This window comes from Rhodoferax sp. PAMC 29310 (genome assembly GCF_017948265.1).
Classification (GTDB): Bacteria; Pseudomonadota; Gammaproteobacteria; order Burkholderiales; family Burkholderiaceae_C; genus Rhodoferax.
Genome location: NZ_CP072852.1, coordinates 745224 through 762053, shown reverse-complemented (window position 1 = coordinate 762053; position 16830 = coordinate 745224). Strand labels below are relative to the sequence as shown.

General features: G+C 57.7%; 9 protein-coding genes and 2 pseudogenes. 2 read left to right on the top strand and 9 right to left on the bottom strand.

Going from position 1 to position 16830, the window contains the following annotated elements; translation table 11 throughout:
• Positions 1-4: 4 nt before the first annotated feature.
• On the bottom strand, positions 5-1591 hold the full coding sequence (locus J8G15_RS03500) for an ABC transporter substrate-binding protein (RefSeq protein WP_210546182.1): 1587 nt from the start codon (positions 1589-1591) through the stop codon (positions 5-7).
• Between the two features lie 221 nt (positions 1592-1812).
• Between J8G15_RS03500 and J8G15_RS03495 the strand changes: the two genes are divergently transcribed.
• Positions 1813-2691 carry a LysR substrate-binding domain-containing protein gene (locus tag J8G15_RS03495; protein WP_210546180.1) on the top strand — a complete coding sequence of 293 codons (879 nt, stop codon included), beginning with the start codon at positions 1813-1815 and terminating at the stop codon, positions 2689-2691.
• A 73-nt stretch (positions 2692-2764) separates the two neighbouring features.
• On the opposite strand, the gene J8G15_RS03490 is transcribed toward J8G15_RS03495, so the two are convergent.
• From J8G15_RS03490 to aceE, 8 genes and pseudogenes are all read right to left on the bottom strand, one after another.
• Positions 2765-3802, bottom strand: coding sequence for an IS630 family transposase (locus tag J8G15_RS03490; protein WP_210546178.1), 1038 nt, complete (start codon positions 3800-3802; stop codon positions 2765-2767).
• 118 nt (positions 3803-3920) lie between these two features.
• On the bottom strand, positions 3921-4520 hold the full coding sequence (locus J8G15_RS03485) for a sensor histidine kinase KdpD (protein ID WP_210546176.1): 600 nt from the start codon (positions 4518-4520) through the stop codon (positions 3921-3923).
• 3 nt (positions 4521-4523) lie between these two features.
• Positions 4524-4784 (bottom strand): HAMP domain-containing protein, encoded by a 261-nt coding sequence (locus tag J8G15_RS03480; protein WP_210546174.1) that lies wholly within the window; start codon positions 4782-4784, stop codon positions 4524-4526.
• 219 nt (positions 4785-5003) lie between these two features.
• A pseudogene (locus J8G15_RS03475) lies at positions 5004-6368 on the bottom strand (IS1182 family transposase).
• Positions 6369-6663: 295 nt separating this feature from the next.
• Positions 6664-7518, bottom strand: a pseudogene (locus J8G15_RS03470) (transposase zinc-binding domain-containing protein).
• Positions 7519-7799: 281 nt separating this feature from the next.
• Positions 7800-9650 carry a dihydrolipoyl dehydrogenase gene (gene lpdA / locus J8G15_RS03465; RefSeq protein ID WP_210546172.1) on the bottom strand — a complete coding sequence of 617 codons (1851 nt, stop codon included), beginning with the start codon at positions 9648-9650 and terminating at the stop codon, positions 7800-7802.
• A gap of 15 nt (positions 9651-9665) precedes the next feature.
• Positions 9666-11360 (bottom strand): dihydrolipoyllysine-residue acetyltransferase, encoded by a 1695-nt coding sequence (gene aceF, locus J8G15_RS03460; protein WP_210546170.1) that lies wholly within the window; start codon positions 11358-11360, stop codon positions 9666-9668.
• A 66-nt stretch (positions 11361-11426) separates the two neighbouring features.
• Positions 11427-14138 (bottom strand): pyruvate dehydrogenase (acetyl-transferring), homodimeric type, encoded by a 2712-nt coding sequence (aceE, locus tag J8G15_RS03455; protein ID WP_210546169.1) that lies wholly within the window; start codon positions 14136-14138, stop codon positions 11427-11429.
• 161 nt (positions 14139-14299) lie between these two features.
• Here aceE and J8G15_RS03450 point away from each other — a divergent pair, with 161 nt between their 5' ends.
• Positions 14300-16828 carry a PAS domain-containing sensor histidine kinase gene (locus tag J8G15_RS03450; protein ID WP_210546167.1) on the top strand — a complete coding sequence of 843 codons (2529 nt, stop codon included), beginning with the start codon at positions 14300-14302 and terminating at the stop codon, positions 16826-16828.
• Positions 16829-16830 lie beyond the last annotated feature (2 nt).

The window sequence follows — 16830 nt, the reverse complement described above, 5'->3', positions numbered from 1 at the left end:
CGCCTTAAGCCGCCAGCCAGCACTCAGACGCGGCCATGTAGCCCATCATTTCCATGTTGGGGTTTTTCACCCAACCACCGACTTTTGGTCCGGTCGCCGCAATGGTGTCGTTGAACATCGGCACGATCGTGCCCCCTTCATTGCTGACAAGGACAGCAATGTCGCGGTACATGGCTTTGCGCTTGGTCGTATCGAGCTCGCCCCGTGCTGCAATGACCAATTGGTCAAATTTGGGATTTGAGAACTTGGTTTCATTCCAGTCGGCGCCCGAGATGTACGCCGTGGAGTACATCTGATCCTGAACCGGACGGCCTTCCCAATAAGACATGCTGAACGGTTGCTTGTTCCAGACCTCGGTCCAGTAGCCGTCTCCCGGTTCGCGCTTGACCTCCAGCTTGATACCCGCCTTGGCACAACTGGCCTGAAACAGTTGGGCTGCATCAACCGCGCCAGGAAAAGCCACATCCGCAGAGCGCAACACGATAGTGTCGTTGTGGCCGGACTTCTTGTAGTGAAACTTGGCCTTTTCTGGATCAAAACTGCGCTGCGGAATTTCCGAATAAAGAGGATAGGCCGCATTGATTGGCGTGTCATTACCGACCGAGCCGTAGCCCCGTAAAATCTTGTCCACCATCTCCTGACGGTCGATGGCGTACTTGAGAGCCAGTCGCAAATCTGGGTTGTTGAATGGCGCGGTGTTGCAGTGCGCAATAAAAACATAGTGCGCCCGACCTGAAGCTGTCTGAATCTTCACTCCAGGCACATTCTTGATCAGGTCAACCACTTTCGGGTCAATGCGGTTGATCATGTGAACGCGCCCGCTTTGCAAAGCGGCCATGCGCGCCGTGGTGTCGTTTAGCACCAAAATTTCGATCTGCTCGGCATGCCCCCGCACACCGGACGCCCAGTAGTTGGCAAATCGAGCCCCAACATACCGCAGGCCGGGTTCGTTGGAGACCATCTTGTAAGGCCCGGTGCCAATCGCTGCCGCTGGCGCGTCTTTGCCTCCGTTGGGCTGAATCAACAAATGGAAGTCGTTGAGCAAGTACGGTAGATCCGCGTTCGCGTCGGTGAGCGTGAACACCACGTTGTCACCGTCGCGCTTGATCGAGTTGATGCCGCGCATGATCCCCAACGCGCCAGATTTTGTGTCTTTTCCGGAGTGGCGCTCCATGGTTGCCACGACATCGTCGGGCGTCATCACCTTGCCGTTGTGAAACTGCACGCCTTTGCGAATCTTGAAAGTCCAAACCTTGGCATCGGCCGAAGAGCTCCATTCCGTCGCCAATTTGGGCTTGAGTTCGCCAGTGACGGTCAGCTCCACCAATTCCTCACCCCAGGTGCGGCCAATGTTGTTGGCCACCGAGTTGCCGCTCAGCGCGGGATCCAGACTGTCGGTAGAGGTGCCTCCCGCCAATCCGATCTTCAAAATGCCGCCGCGCATGGGTCCTGCCGCCATGGCTGCGCCGGACAGCAAGGTATTGGCAAACGTGCCCGACACACCAAGGGCCGTCGCACGACCCAGAAAATCCCGGCGCGAGTGGCGCCCGGCTACGACTTGATGACTCAAAAACTCTATTTCTCTTGACATGGTTTTGTCTCCTGTTAAGTAGCGGTATTTGCAAGACCCAGCCCTCTTCGTGGCTTGGAAAAGCGTCTGGTCAGTGCAGATCATGGCACTCCGTCCGGATGTTGGGAAACGAATAATTGAAATAAAAACTATGACGAAACGAAATACATCAGTGTATGATTTCCAGCCCATCCCGCTGTGATCCGGGTGCCGATTACATCGCTTTTAAAGATGAACAAACTATGAGACAGTCGAATCTTGATCTGGACTTACTGCGCAGTTTTGTCACTGTGGTGGACACCGGCGGTTTCACTGCGGCGTCCGAGCGTCTTTACCGAACGCAATCCTCGGTCAGCGTTCAGATCAAACGCCTGGAGGACGCTGTTGGGCAAGCCCTGCTTGAGCGGGGCAAAGGCAAAACCATTCCGACCGATCAGGGTGAACTGCTGCTGAGTTACGCTCGGCGCATTCTTCAACTTAATGACGAAACCATTCTGCGCATGTCTGGCTCCGAGATGCAGGGGGAACTTCGACTCGGGGTTGTGGAATACCTCGCACCCCACCGATTGCCCGAAATCATCTCCAAGCTGCGCTCGACTTACCCACGCCTTGACCTTCGCCTCAAAATTGATCTCAGCCGCCGTCTACGCAGCGATCTGGCCGAAGACAAACTTGATGTCGTCATCGCCGCGCGTCACGAACCCGACACCGAAGGCACACCCTTGTTTTACGAGCAATTGTGCTGGGCCGTCGGACCGATGGACATTCCGCCCCCCCCCATTCCTTTGCCCCTGGTTTTTTTACCTACGCCCTGCTTTTACCGAGAAGCCGCCATCAAGGCGCTGGACGGTATCGGCAGGCCATGGTCAAGTGCGGTAACCACAATGAACATCAGCGGCGTGCAGGCCGCCGTCAGTGCCGGATTGGCTGTCGGGGTGCTGAGCCAAACGTCCGTGCTGCCGCAAATGAAAGTGCTGGGTCCCGACAAGAGGTTCCCTCAATTGCCCAAGTTTTGTGTCGCGGTGTTCACCAAGCAAGGAAGAACCAACCCCTCGACCCAACCGTTGATCGAATTCATTGTCAAAGAAATTGGCGCGATACCGATCCTCAATCTGAACTAACAGGGGCTGCGGTCGGCCAATTTGTTCAAACGAAGGATTGAAATGTAGCCTATTGATGCGGCCCTGTGAAGTATCAAGCCGCATAGCGAACACGGCGGTCCTGGAAGTAGCCCATAACGCGCTCAGGGTTTTGCTCCAGCATCGCCATATGATCGTTGGCGGCCTCGCGTAACTTGGCCTTGGTTCTAACCGGTACGCGCTTGCCCATCTCTTGCTTCAAATCCGCATTGAGCCGCTCCTCTGGGTTGAGTTGAGGGCTGTAGCTGGGCAGGTAAAACAACTCAATTTCGTCTTTGTGCTCAGCCACCCAAGCCTTCACCAGTTTTCTATGGTGCACGCGAAAATTGTCCAGAATCAGAAAGACTTTTTTACCGGCGTCCTTGATCAAGGCTTGCAGGAATTCAATGAGCTTGTCGGCGTCAAATGCTTCGTCGATGATCATCCAGCGTGTCTTGCCCTGGTTGGTCACCGTGGCAATCATGGAGAGCTTCTGACGGGTGCCCCCAATGGCCATGGCCACCGGCGTTTTGCCTGTCGGCGCATAGCTTCTGCCGCGCACGTCCGTGTTGACCAGCGCGGTCTCATCGCCCCAGTGAATTTCGGCCCCTTCAGCTCTGGCACGCTGCTCAATACCGGGGTACTCGCCCTCCAACCAAGCCTGCACCGCAGCAGGGCTTTGCTCGTACGCGCGCTTGATTGGTTTTTGCGATGTGAAGCCCCAGCGGGTGAGGTACTTGCCGATACTGCGAACCTGTAGCTTGATGCCAAATTCTTGTTCGATCAATTGACCAACAGCAGCCCGACTCCACAGGTGAAAGTCCATCTTGAGTTGCTCGGGACGCTTGTCAATGATCATCCTTTGAACAGCCTCTTCTTGCACTTGGCTGAGCACACGACCATCGCCACGGCTGCGTCCCCGTGAGGCGGGTCGAATGGCGCTCCAGCCGCCATCTTCAAAGATGTCAATTGCAGCGCGAACGGGTGGGTAGCTCAGCCCTGTCATTGCCACGATTTGCATGATCTTGATGCCCTTCTTGTGCAGCCGCACGACTTGCTTGCGTCGCTCGTGAAGTTGCTCCAGTGTTTGCTTTCTTGCGTTCTCTTTTTCCATGAACTTCTGATCAGAAAATTCAAATAAAGTTCATACTTTATCGGGCCTTATCTATAGGATGAGCCTAGCGTACATTGGTTCACTGCGCATGTCCGGCAGCCAAATGTTTACCCCAACGCTACGTTGGCAAGGCATCCGCCGGCGAAATGGCTGGCAGCAGCACCGTGACCACTAAACCGTCCTCGACGTGGTTGTGCAGGCGTATTTCGCCACCGTGGGCCTGAAGGATGCTGCGGGCAATGCTCAGGCGCACATGGGGCTCAAAGGCGGCGGTCATGGAGGCCTGGGTAATGCCGGGGCCGAAATCGCGCACTTCCACTAAAGCCCGCGCACCTTGGCGAGTGAGGCGCACCTGAACGCGCTCGCCGAAGAGCACTGCGTTGTCCATCAAATTGCTCAGCGCCCGCTCCAGCGCCAGGGGGTTTCCCTGCACACTGAGGGGCTCAGTGGTGCATTCAATCGACGCGTCGGGGTGAATGGGGCGCTTGGCCAAGCGCCCCAGCAAGGTGTCCAGCCGCACAGACATGAGGTTTTCATGGATGTCGGTGTCGCGCACGCTTTGCAGGGCGGCTTTGACCATCACATACAGGTCGTCCGGGTCTTCATGGAAATCGACCTTTAGGGCCTCATCGTCCAACAGTTCGGTGCGCAACTTAAGCCGCATGATAGGTGTTTTCAAACCATGGGAGATGCCGGCAAACAGGCGCTCACAGTCCACCAGTTATCCGTGAATGCGCGCTTGCCTCTGGTTGAAGGCGCGGGCGATGCGGCGCAACTCGGCGGTGCCGATCTCGGGAACCGACTGCGGCGCGCCCGCGCTGCCAAAGGCATTGGCGGCAGAGGCTAGCCGATTGAGTGGGTGAATCAGGCCGCGCACCAGCAGGGCCGACAGGGCAATCACAGTGAGCAATGTCACCAATTGCAAGGCCAGGCGATCGGTGGTCCGGGGGTTGGCGTTGTCCAGAAAGTAGGGGTCGGGCATGGGGGCCGCCAGGTGGAGCCAACGGCCCGGCTCTACCTCGGCCTGAATCACCAATACTGGGGCCGGGCGAGGGCGCAGCAGCAGGGTGGGTGGCCTCGACCTAGCAGCCTGTCGGACTTGAGGTTTTGCAAAGCAGTCTGATTCCGAATTTGCCCAAAAAATAGACACCTCCCAGCGGGTGGTTTGCTTTTTGAGCGGTTTTCACGGCAATTTCCTGCTTCATCCAAGTTCTGGACGCAGTACCGCCATGCGCTTGACGTTCCAGGCCAGGCAAACCAGATTCCATTCACCACTGACTTTGCGCAATCCACGCAGCGAGAACTGCCTGAAGCCCATCACCGACTTGATGATGCCAAAGACCGGCTCCACGGTTTGCTTGCGAAGCGCGTAGACGGCTCTTCCTGTTTTTGTCGCCAGTCGATGTGCCATGGCTTGCATCGGCGTGGCATCTGCCTCTAAGGGCGCCGGCTCCGTAAAACGCGCACGCCACTGCGGATGGTGATCCTGTCGCTCCAGTGCAATCAGGGGCTCCATCTTGGCATCAACGCAAGCTTTGAGGTTGCTCTCGCTGCAAAAACCAGTGTCTGCGATCAGGGTCGTGACGCCACCCAGTCACTGTGCCTGATCCTGCAGGGTTTTGATCATCGGGGTGACTTGTTGCTTGTCGTTAGGAGCCTGGGTCAGCCCAGTGGCGACGACCAGCATCGTCTGAGCATCCACTGCGGCTTGTGCGTTGTAGCACTGCTCAAAGCCGCCACCACTGACTTTCATGATTCGGGACTCTTCATCCGTCAGATTGATCTGGTCGCGGTCTTTGACGCCAGGCTGGGGCTCTGCGGGTGGCTTGCCGCCGGGCTTTTTGCCTGTCTTCTTTTGCTTCGCTTCGCGTTTGTTTATCTTCTCGTTGAACTCAGCCCTCTCCCGCTCAAAGCGCTCTGCCGCACGGGCTGCGATCTTGGCTTTGGCAGTGGCCATGGCGGCGAGGCGGTCTTCGCGCAGCTTGAGTTCTTTGGGCAGGCTCATGCCGTCCGGGGTGTTGGCCGTGTCAGCGTCTTCTGCCAGTGCAAAAAGCTCCTGGACTTCTTGCTTGAGCTGGGCTTCGAGTTTGACGATGTGCCCATGCGAGAGGGCGCTGTGGCGCGAGGCGTTGGCGTGGATCTTGGTGCCGTCCAAGCACACGGTGCCAAGCTTGAGCAGCTTCATCTCAGTGGCCATCTCCAACACTTGCACAAAGAGGCCCGAGAGTTCATCGATGAAGCGCCTGCGAAAGGTGGCCAGGGTGTCGTGGTCGGGGTGGCTGCCAGCAGCGATGTAGCGAAAGGCCACGGAGTCGTAAGTGGCCATTTCCAGCTTGCGGCTGGAGAAGATGCCCGTTGCGTAGCCGTAAAGCAGAATCGCCAGCAAGGTTGCTGGGTGGTGCGCCTTGGAGCCCCGCCCCGCGTATTGGCGTGTGAGATTGGAGAGGTCCAGGCCATCTATGACTTCAACAACGAAACGGGCCAAGTGGTCTTGGGTGAGCCAGTCGTGCACCGATGGGGACAGCAGGTAGTCGGTCTTACGGTCGGTGAGGATGAAGTTGGACATGCTCAAAACCACTTATCGATACAGGCGTGTTTTTAATATTTTGCGATGCTCTTTGATGAGAATTCAGGGTTCGAAAGTCCGACAGGCTGCTAGGACTCCGGCAGATCTACGGATAGAAAAATTTAAGCGAATGAGGCTCAGTATGGCACCGGTTTGGGGCTTCGAAACATGTTTGACCTAGGCAGTTTGAGCGCTCGCAGCCGCTTTATGACGAGACCTTAGGATGCAAGATGGATTTAGGTCTGGCGCGCACGCAACTGCTCCCCGCAGTTGTCGAAACCACTGCATCACTGAGTCACCAATTGACGAGCTGGTCCACCTCGTAGTCTGGAACGGGTTGCGCCGCCAGGGCCCAATCTGGCTCGCCGCCATCACCTTCGCCCACCTGCGCGTCACAGTCATCCCACAAAGCAGGACCACGTGCTGGCGCGATTTGTGGTGGTTCAGAATCTGTCCCAATGGGTTCGAGTATTTGCCGGATGTCGGCACTTTGCGTGATGAACGCGATTGATGCGCATCTGGCCGCCACACATTGGGCATAGCAGCGGGAACACCTCGTAGATGCGGGCTATCAAAACGACCCATAGGTAGTGCACTGCCCGCTTGGGCTGCACTGGTTCTAGCGTGGTGGGCGGCGCGTTGCCCAGTGGCGCAAGGTGGCCTGCGCTTGGGCGACGATATCGGCATCAATTCCGATGGCCTGGTGGAAAATCACACCGCCGACAACTTCCCAAACACCCCATCGACCACACAAACGTCGAAGTGCACATGCTCATTGAGGCTGGAGCCGAACCGGTGAATGAAGGCGACTGCGCTGATGTGCAGGGTCGCCTTGTCCACATTTGCCGCACCGGCAGGCGGGTAAGACGTCATCTGTCAAGTACGCCGCCGTCTCCACCATGCGTCGTGTGTTGCACGAGGGGCAGACGCCCCGGCCCTTGCAAGAGAAGGCTATGAAGTAGTCGTGCCCGCAGTCATCACAGCGGGCGCGGGCAAAGCCGTGGGCAAAGATGCCGCACTCCAGATATTTGCGGAACGCCTGGCGGACATAGGGCTTTGGCGTGTGGTGGTCCCCCTGCCCGTCGAACTGCCCCGCACTGGCGAGTTAATACCAGGTCTCAAAGTGTTCGGCTACCGTTTGGTACAGCAGCGTGCGCTCGGGGTGGCGCGGGTTGTAGAGCTTGGATTTGGCGGCTGCGGGTACTTGGCCGCGACGGGCGCTCGGTGGCCTGCAGGGGGGGTGCGAATGGGGTCTGCCGTGTGGCTGGGCTGTGCCAGTGTGCATGGTGCAACGCCTTTTTGGGCGGGGCTTGCGGCACACAACTGTACACCCATACAGCATTTAGACGCCCTGCCACACCAAGCAGCCAGACAGCAAAAAGCCCGAACTGTTGCTAGTTCGGGCTTTTTGATGTGAAGTCGCAGGGACGCTTACTTGCGCGCCGGTGGCAAATCGGTGCAGCTACCGTGAGCCACTTCCGCCGCCATGCCGATGGACTCCCCAAGCGTGGGGTGGGGGTGGATGGTTTTGCCGATGTCGATGGCATCTGCGCCCATCTCAATGGCCAAGGCCACCTCGCCAATCATGTCGCCCGCGTGGGTGCCGACCATGCCGCCGCCCAGAATCTTGCCGTGGCCGTGCGCTTCTGGTGAGTCATCGAACAGCAGTTTGGTAACGCCTTCGTCGCGGCCATTGGCAATGGCACGGCCTGACGCGTTCCACGGGAACAGGCCCTTCTTGACCTTGATGCCTTGGGCTTTGGCTTGGTCTTCGGTGAGACCCACCCAGGCGACTTCGGGGTCGGTGTAGGCCACGCTGGGGATGACACGGGCATTGAAAGCGGCGGCTGCCAGCTCTTTGTTGCCTTGCAGTTCACCGGCGATCACTTCCGCCGCCACATGGGCTTCATGCACCGCCTTGTGCGCCAACATGGGCTGGCCCACGATGTCACCAATGGCAAAGATGTGGGACACGTTGGTGCGCATCTGAATGTCGACGTTGATGAAGCCGCGGTCTGTGACGGCCACACCGGCTTTCTCGGCAGCAATCTTCTTGCCATTGGGCGTGCGACCCACGGCTTGCAGAACCAGGTCGTAGACCTGAGGTGCGGGGGCGGTGCCGCCCTCCTCTGCTGCAGCAAACGTCACCTCAATGCCTTCGGGCAAGGCGCGGGCGCCCACCGTTTTGGTCTTGAGCATGATGTTGTCAAAGCGAGGCGCATTCATCTTTTGCCAGATCTTGACAAGGTCGCGGTCGGCGCCCTGCATCAGGCCGTCCATCATTTCCACCACGTCCAGGCGGGCGCCCAGCGTGCTGTAAACCGTGCCCATTTCCAGGCCGATGATGCCGCCGCCCAGAATCAGCATGCGCTTGGGGACTTCTTTCAGCGCCAACGCACCGGTGGAGTCGACCACGCGCGGGTCTTCGGGCATGAACGGCAAGCGAACCGCTTGCGAGCCAGCCGCAATGATGGCTTTTTTGAACGCAATGGTTTGCGTCTTGCCAGTTTTCTCTTGCGAGGTACCGCTGGTTTCTTCAACCGACACATGATTGGCGCCGACGAAGGAACCGTAGCCGCGCACCACCGTCACTTTGCGCATCTTGGCCATGGCGGCCAGTCCACCAGTGAGCTTGTTGATGACTTTGTCTTTGTGGCCACGCAAGGTGTCCACATTGACGCTGGGTGCGCCAAAGTCGATACCCAAAGCGGACATGTGTTTGACCTCGTCCATGACCGCTGCCACGTGCAGCAAGGCTTTGGATGGGATGCAACCCACGTTCAGGCACACGCCACCCAATTGGGCGTAGCGCTCAACAAGAACCACTTTGAGGCCCAAGTCAGCCGCGCGGAACGCCGCGGAGTAGCCGCCAGGGCCGGCGCCCAGCACCAGCAGGTCACATTCAAGATCAGCACTGCCGCCAAAGCTAGCCGCAACGGGGGCCGGTGCGGCAGCCGCTGGCGCTACGCTTTGTGTAGCTGCCTGCGCAGGTTCAACGGGCGCTGCAGCCTTTTTTGACGCTGAAGCAGGGGCCGAGGCATCGCCAGCGGCTTCCAGGGTGAGGACCAATGAGCCTTCTTTGACTTTGTCGCCAATGGCGACTTTGAGCTCCTTCACCACGCCCGCGTGACTGGAAGGAATCTCCATGGAGGCTTTGTCGCTTTCCACGGTGATCAGGCTCTGGTCCACCGCAACGGTGTCGCCGGGTTTGACCATCAACTCAATGACGCTGACCTCAGCGAAGTCACCAATGTCGGGTACTTTGATATCTAGGATTGCCATGTCGTACCTCTTTTTTTACAGCAATACCCGGCGGAAGTCGCCCAGTATTTGACCGAGATAAACGTTAAAGCGGGCCGCAGCGGCGCCGTCAATCACGCGGTGGTCCCACGTCAAGCTCAAAGGCAGCATCAAACGGGGCTGGAAGGCCTTGCCGTCCCACACCGGTTCAATGGTGGAGCGGCACACGCCCAAAATAGCCACTTCAGGGGCGTTGATGATGGGCGTGAAATAACGCCCGCCAATGCCACCCAATGACGAGATGGTGAACGACGCGCCAGACATTTCAGCCGGACTCAGTTTGCCGTCACGGGCTTTCTTGGCCAGTTCGCTCATCTCTTGCGAGATTTGCATGACGCCTTTTTTGTCGGCGTCTTTGATCACCGGGACCATCAGGCCGTTGGGCGTATCGGCTGCAAAACCAATGTGGAAGTACTGCTTGTAGATCAACGCATCGCCGTCAAGCGAGCTGTTGAACTCAGGGAACTTCTTGAGCGCGGCCACGCAGGCCTTGATCAGGAACGCCAGCATGGTGACTTTGACACCAGACTTCTCGTTTTCCTTGTTGGTGGACACGCGGAAGGCTTCCAGATCGGTGATGTCGCAGTCGTCGTGGTTGGTGACGGCCGGAATCATGATGGCGTTGCGCAACAGGTTGGCACCGCTGATCTTCTTGATGCGCGACATCTCCTTACGCTCGGTCGGGCCGAACTTGGTGAAGTCGACTTTCGGCCAAGGAATCAGACCCAGACCGGCACCGTCATTCCCAGCGCCGGCGCCTTTGTTCTGGGAAGCGGCAGCCAGCGTTTGCACCGCACCACTCATCACGGAGCGAGTGAAGGACTGAATGTCCGTGTCAGTGATTCGGCCTTTGAGACCGCTGCCTTTGACTTCGTTCAAAGGAACGCCCAGTTCGCGAGCGAACTTGCGCACCGACGGCGACGCATGGGGCAGGCCCACGGGCGCGGTGGTTGGGTTGTGGGCCGGAACAGCGGCCACCGCTGTAGGCGCAGAAGCAGCGGCCGGTGCGGCCGTTGCAGCAGCCGGAGCCTCCACCGCTGCTGGCGCAGCCGCGGCAACAGGTGCAGCAGCAGCAGCAGCAGGTGCGCTGCCTTCCAAAATAGCCAGCAGGTCGCCAATATTGACCTTGTCACCCATCTTGACTTTGAGCTCTTTCAACACACCGGCGCTGCTGGAGGGGATTTCCATGGCGGCCTTATCGGACTCGACGGTGATCAGGGATTGCTCCAAGCGGATGGTGTCACCCACATTGACCATGACTTCAATGACGGACACGTCTTTGAAGTCACCAATATCAGGCACAAAAACTTCAATTCGGCCGGTGGCGGCGGGCGCCTGATTCGCTACAGAAACAGAAGCAGAAGCAGAAGCAGAAGCAGCTTGCGTAGGTGCAGCGGGGGCTTCAGCCTCTTTTGGCGCTGAAACGGGTGCAGCAGCCGGTGCAGCGGCGGCGCCTGCTGCTTCCAGCATCAGGACGACGGAGCCTTCTTTGACTTTGTCACCCAGGATGACTTTGATTTCTTTGACCACACCCGCGTGGCTGGAGGGGATTTCCATGGAGGCCTTGTCGGACTCGACGGTGATCAGCGACTGGTCCACCGCCACGGTGTCGCCGGGCTTGACCATCAATTCAATCACTGTGACTTCAGCGAAGTCGCCGATATCCGGCACTTTGATTTCGATTGCAGACATGCGTCTCTCCTAACTTTTTTTGATTCAGGGAAAACCGGCCCAAAAGCTCGGTTTACCCTGCAGTTTTTATGCGTACAGCGGATTGACCTTGTCGGTCTGGATGCCGTACTTGGCAATGGCCTCAACCACTTTGGACACAGGCACAGTACCATCTTCGCTCAATGCCTTCAGGGCAGCAACCACGATGTAGTGGCGGTTGACCTCAAAGTGTTCCCGCAGCTTGCTGCGGAAGTCACTGCGGCCAAAACCGTCGGTGCCCAAGACCTTGTAGGTCCGGTCTTTCGGAATGAACTGCCGAATTTGGTCAGCATAAGCCTTCATGTAGTCGGTCGACGCCACAACGGGGCCTTCGTGCTTTTCCAACTGCTGCGCGACGAACGGCACACGCGGTGCATCCGCTGGGTGCAAGAGGTTGTAACGCTCGCAGTCCTGGCCGTCACGGGTCAATTCGTTGAAGCTTGGGCAGCTCCAGACGTCAGCAGTGACGCCCCAGTCCGCAGCCAACAGCTCTTGAGCAGCCATGCTTTCACGCAGAATCGTGCCGGAACCCAGCAGCTGAACCCGTGGTCCCTTGCCGTCAGTGGCACCGGGCTTGCACATGTACATGCCTTTGATGATCTGCTCTTCAGTGCCAGCGGTGAGGCCTGGCATGGCGTAGTTCTCATTCAGCAGGGTGATGTAGTAATACACGTTGTCCTGCTTTTCCACCATGCGCTTGAGGCCATGGTGCAGGATCACACCCACTTCGTGCGCAAAAGTTGGGTCGTAGCTGACGCAGTTGGGAATGGTGTTGGCCAACAAATGGCTGTGACCATCTTCATGCTGCAAACCTTCGCCGTTCAGCGTGGTACGGCCGGACGTGCCCCCCAGCAAGAAGCCGCGGGCCTGCATGTCGCCAGCCGCCCACGCCAAGTCACCCACACGCTGAAAGCCGAACATCGAGTAGTACACGTAGAACGGCACCATGATGCGGTTGTTGGTGCTGTAGCTGGTGGCCGCTGCGATCCAGCTGCTCATGCCGCCGGCCTCGTTGATGCCCTCTTGCAGAATCTGGCCCGCTTTGTCTTCCTTGTAGTACATGACCTGGTCTTTGTCGACCGGGGTGTACTTCTGACCTTCTGGGTTGTAAATACCGATCTGACGGAACAGGCCTTCCATACCAAAGGTACGGGCCTCGTCCACCAGAATAGGCACCACGCGGGGACCCAGTGCTTTGTCGCGCAGCAACGTTGTCAGGAAACGCACATAGGCCTGGGTCGTGGAGATTTCACGCCCTTCAGCCGTGGGTTCCATGACCGTCTTGAAGGTCTCCAAGGACGGCACAGTGAACTGCTCATCGGACTTGACACGACGGTGCGGCAGGTAACCGCCCAGTGCCTTGCGGCGCTCGTGCAGGTAACGCATCTCGGGTGTGTCGTCGGCCGGTTTGTAGAACGGAATGTCTGCAATCTGGCTGTCAGGAATCGGGATATTGAAGCGGTCGCGGAAGGTTTTGATGTCTTCGTCGGTCAACTTCTTGGTCTGATGAACGTTGTTCTTGCCTTCGCCGCTCTTGCCCATGCCAAAACCTTTGACGGTTTTGATCAGCAACACGGTGGGCTGGCCCTTGTGATTGACGGCCGAGTGGTAAGCGGCGTAGACCTTCTTGGCGTCATGACCGCCGCGGCGCAGCGCCCAGATGTCGTCGTCGCTCATCTTGGACACCATCTCCAGCGTGCGCGGGTCACGGCCGAAGAAATGCTTGCGCACATAAGCGCCGTCATTGGCTTTGAAGGCTTGGTAGTCGCCATCCAGCGTGTCCATCATCAGCTTGCGCAGCGCGCCGTCTTTGTCGCGGGCCAACAGCGGATCCCATTGGCTGCCCCACAAGAGTTTGATAACGTTCCAGCCGGAGCCGCGGAATTCGCCTTCCAGCTCTTGCACGATCTTGCCGTTGCCACGTACCGGACCGTCCAGACGCTGCAAGTTGCAGTTGACGACAAACACGAGGTTGTCCAGCTTCTCACGCGCGGCCAAACCGATGGCGCCCAGGGACTCCACCTCGTCCATCTCGCCGTCACCGCAGAACACCCAAACCTTGCGGTTTTCAGTGTTGGCAATGCCACGGGCATGCAGGTACTTCAGGAAACGGGCTTGGTAAATCGCCATCAATGGGCCCAGGCCCATGGACACGGTGGGGAATTGCCAAAACTCGGGCATCAACTTTGGGTGCGGATAGCTGGACAGGCCATTGCCATCCACTTCCTGGCGGAAGTTGAGCAACTGCTCTTCAGTCAGGCGCCCCTCAAGGTAAGCGCGGGCGTAAACGCCGGGTGACACGTGTCCCTGAATGTAGAGGCAGTCGCCGCCGTGGTTTTCACTTTCGGCATGCCAAAAGTGGTTGAAGCCCGCACCAAACATATGGGCGAGCGAGGCAAACGATCCAATGTGACCACCCAGGTCACCACCATCGGCAGGGTAATGGCGGTTGGCTTTGACCACCATGGCCATGGCGTTCCAGCGCATGTAGGCGCGCAAGCGGCCTTCCAACTCCAAATTACCGGGGCAGGCCTCTTCCTGATCGGGCTCAATGGTGTTCACGTAGCCCGTGTTGGCCGAGAACGGCATGTCGATGCTGCTTTGACGCGCATGCTCCAGCAGTTGCTCCAGTAGATAGTGCGCCCGTTCAGGCCCTTCTTTTTCAATCACGGCGGACAAAGCGTCCATCCACTCTCGCGTTTCTTGACTATCTACATCGGCCGGGGTGGATCCGAAACCGTTCTCTGGTACTACTGACATGCGGCGCTCCTTTGTTTTGGGTAATTTAGTACAGCGTATCTATTTTGTCACACCTTCTTTTAAATTTCAAATAATGCTTTTAACATTCACATTATGAAATATTTAACTTAAAGAACCGAAGCTTGACGGCCACAAAACTCGCCGTCCCCTACACTCAACAGATGCCGATTCCCTCGCACAACTCCACCCTTGAACCAACTGACTACACCGTGTGGGACAGACTACGCGAGTGGTGGCAAAAGCTCCCCCCCCAACGCCAAGACCGCTTCGCTGTATTGGCCCCATTGGCCGCCGTCATGCTGTTTTTGGCAGCCATCGTGACCGCGTTCGGTTACCTACGTATTGAAGAGATAGACCGCGAGCAAGAAGCGGTGAATCGCGACGTCGAGTACACACAGCAACGATTGCGTCTGCGCTTGCTGGAACGCCAAGAACAAATCATGCGCCTTGCCAAAGAGGTTTCCAACCGGGAACTCGACGTTGATGAATTCCAAAACCGGGCCATGACCATGGTCAATCAATACCCGGAACTTCGTTCATTGACCTGGATTGATGAGCGACAACGAATCAAGGCCAGTGCCGGGACCGCCAACCTCTCTAGCGCTCAACTCAAAGGTACGAACAACACCTTGATTCGAGGGGATACCGAAAATATCTTTAAACTGGCTCGGGATCTTCGCCAAATCATTTATGCCCAAGGCATTGCGGTAGCCCACCAGCCCGCCATGCTGCAGCTGCATATTCCATTGAATGATCGGGCCAAATTTGCCGGCGTTGTAATGGCGGAGTATTCCGTCGATGCCCTCTTCAGGTATGGCGTGCCGGCCGAGGTTTCTGCGCGATATGCCATCTCGTTTCATGACAGCGAAGGCAACATGCTGGCCGGCACGGTGATCACGCCACGAGGCCCGGCCTCTCGCCTGCTCCCTTGGACCGGTTCGGTGAATGCGTATGAGGTTCCGGTCTCCCCAGTCGGAAATGGACTCATCATCCGTGGGCAGGTGTACCGTACCTCCTTAGGTGTTGTCGGTAGTGGTTTGTTTTGGCTGGTCATCGTCTTGAGTCTGATGACCGCCTGGATGCTGATTGCCAACTGGCGCCACACCCGGCGCCGGCTGCGGACCCAGGAGGCGCTGGTGCTGGAAACCAGCTTTCGCCGCGCCATGGAAAACTCTATTCTGACCGGCATGAGGGCCCTGGACATGCAAGGTCGCATCACTTATGTCAATACTGCCTTTTGTCAGATGACGGGCTGGAATGAATCCGACCTTGTCGGGCGGACGGCACCCTTCCCTTACTGGCCCGAAGACGACCACGATGCATTGAGCACTCGGCTTGAAGACGAGCTCGCGGGTCGCGTCCAACCGGGTGGCATTCAAGTACGAATCAAACGACGCGACGGCACCTTGTTTGATGCCCGGCTCTACGTCTCCCCGCTCATTGACGCGCGTGGCGCTCAAACCGGCTGGATGACGTCAATGACGGACATCACCGAACCGAACCGCATTCGGGAGCAACTGTCTGCCTCGCACGAGCGCTTTACCACCGTCCTTGAAGCACTGGATGCGTCCATTTCCGTGGCCCCTTTGGGCAGCAATGAATTGTTATTCGCCAACAAACTCTACCGACAGTGGTTTGGCACCCAAACCATGGGGCACCTTCAATTGGTCGCCGAAGCTGGCGTGCCGGTACCCCCGCTCAACGATGACGCGCTAGACAGCGTGGATGCATTTGCCGGACTACCCACCAGCCTGCTTCCTGACAACGAGGCCGAAAGTGCGGAGATTTTTCTGGTGGACTTGGGGAAATGGCTTGAAGTCCGCTCCCGTTATTTGAGTTGGGTGGACGGGCGCCTGGCGCAGATGGTGATTGCAACCGACATTACTGCACGGCGCATCGCCGAGGAACAAGCTGCGGTGCAAGCCGAGCGCGCACAAACCTCCAGCCGGCTGATCACGATGGGAGAAATGGCATCCAGCGTGGCCCATGAGTTGAATCAGCCATTGACAGCCATCAACAACTATTGCAACGGCATGGTCTCACGCATTAAAGCTCAGCAAATCAGCGAGGAGGACTTGCTGGGTGCGTTGGAAAAAACTGCCAAACAGGCCCAGCGAGCGGGGCAAATCATTCAGCGCATTCGCTCCTTTGTGAAACGAAGTGAGCCCAATCGTTCCATGTCCAGCGTGGCAGGCATGGTCAGCGAAGCCTTGGAACTCGCCGAGATGGAAATGCGACGCCGCAATGTGCGTTTGATGCACTATGTCGCACCCCGCTTGCCTCAAACGATGGTCGATCCCATCTTGATTGAGCAGGTATTGTTAAACCTGCTGAAGAACGCTGCAGAGTCGGTAGACGCCGCGCAACGCCCCACCGCACACCGCCTTGTCAAGCTCCGGGTTGCATCCGCTCAAGTCGAGGGAAAACCGGTGATTGAGTTCATGGTGACCGACTCAGGTAACGGCATTTCGGCAGAGGCCATGCCCCGCCTTTATGAAGCCTTCTACTCCACCAAATCCGACGGCATGGGAATTGGTTTGAGCCTGTGCCGCTCCATCGTTGAGTCGCATCAGGGAAGGATGAAAGCGGAGAACCTCTACAATGGTGCAGAAGTAACAGGGTGTAGCTTCACGTTCTGGATCCCCATCCCAGAGCCCCTGCCCACTGAAAAACAAGGACGTCAGAGCTGAAT

Excerpts from the sequence above, each read along its gene's own strand:
- J8G15_RS03500 (WP_210546182.1), bottom strand. The coding sequence starts at position 1,591 with ATGTCAAGAGAAATAGAGTTTTTGAGTCATCAAGTCGTAGCCGGGCGC.
- J8G15_RS03495 (WP_210546180.1), top strand. The coding sequence starts at position 1,813 with ATGAGACAGTCGAATCTTGATCTGGACTTACTGCGCAGTTTTGTCACT.
- J8G15_RS03490 (WP_210546178.1), bottom strand. The coding sequence starts at position 3,802 with ATGGAAAAAGAGAACGCAAGAAAGCAAACACTGGAGCAACTTCACGAG.
- J8G15_RS03480 (WP_210546174.1), bottom strand. The coding sequence starts at position 4,784 with ATGCCCGACCCCTACTTTCTGGACAACGCCAACCCCCGGACCACCGAT.
- lpdA (WP_210546172.1), bottom strand. The coding sequence starts at position 9,650 with ATGGCAATCCTAGATATCAAAGTACCCGACATTGGTGACTTCGCTGAG.
- aceF (WP_210546170.1), bottom strand. The coding sequence starts at position 11,360 with ATGTCTGCAATCGAAATCAAAGTGCCGGATATCGGCGACTTCGCTGAA.
- aceE (WP_210546169.1), bottom strand. The coding sequence starts at position 14,138 with ATGTCAGTAGTACCAGAGAACGGTTTCGGATCCACCCCGGCCGATGTA.
- J8G15_RS03450 (WP_210546167.1), top strand. The coding sequence starts at position 14,300 with ATGCCGATTCCCTCGCACAACTCCACCCTTGAACCAACTGACTACACC.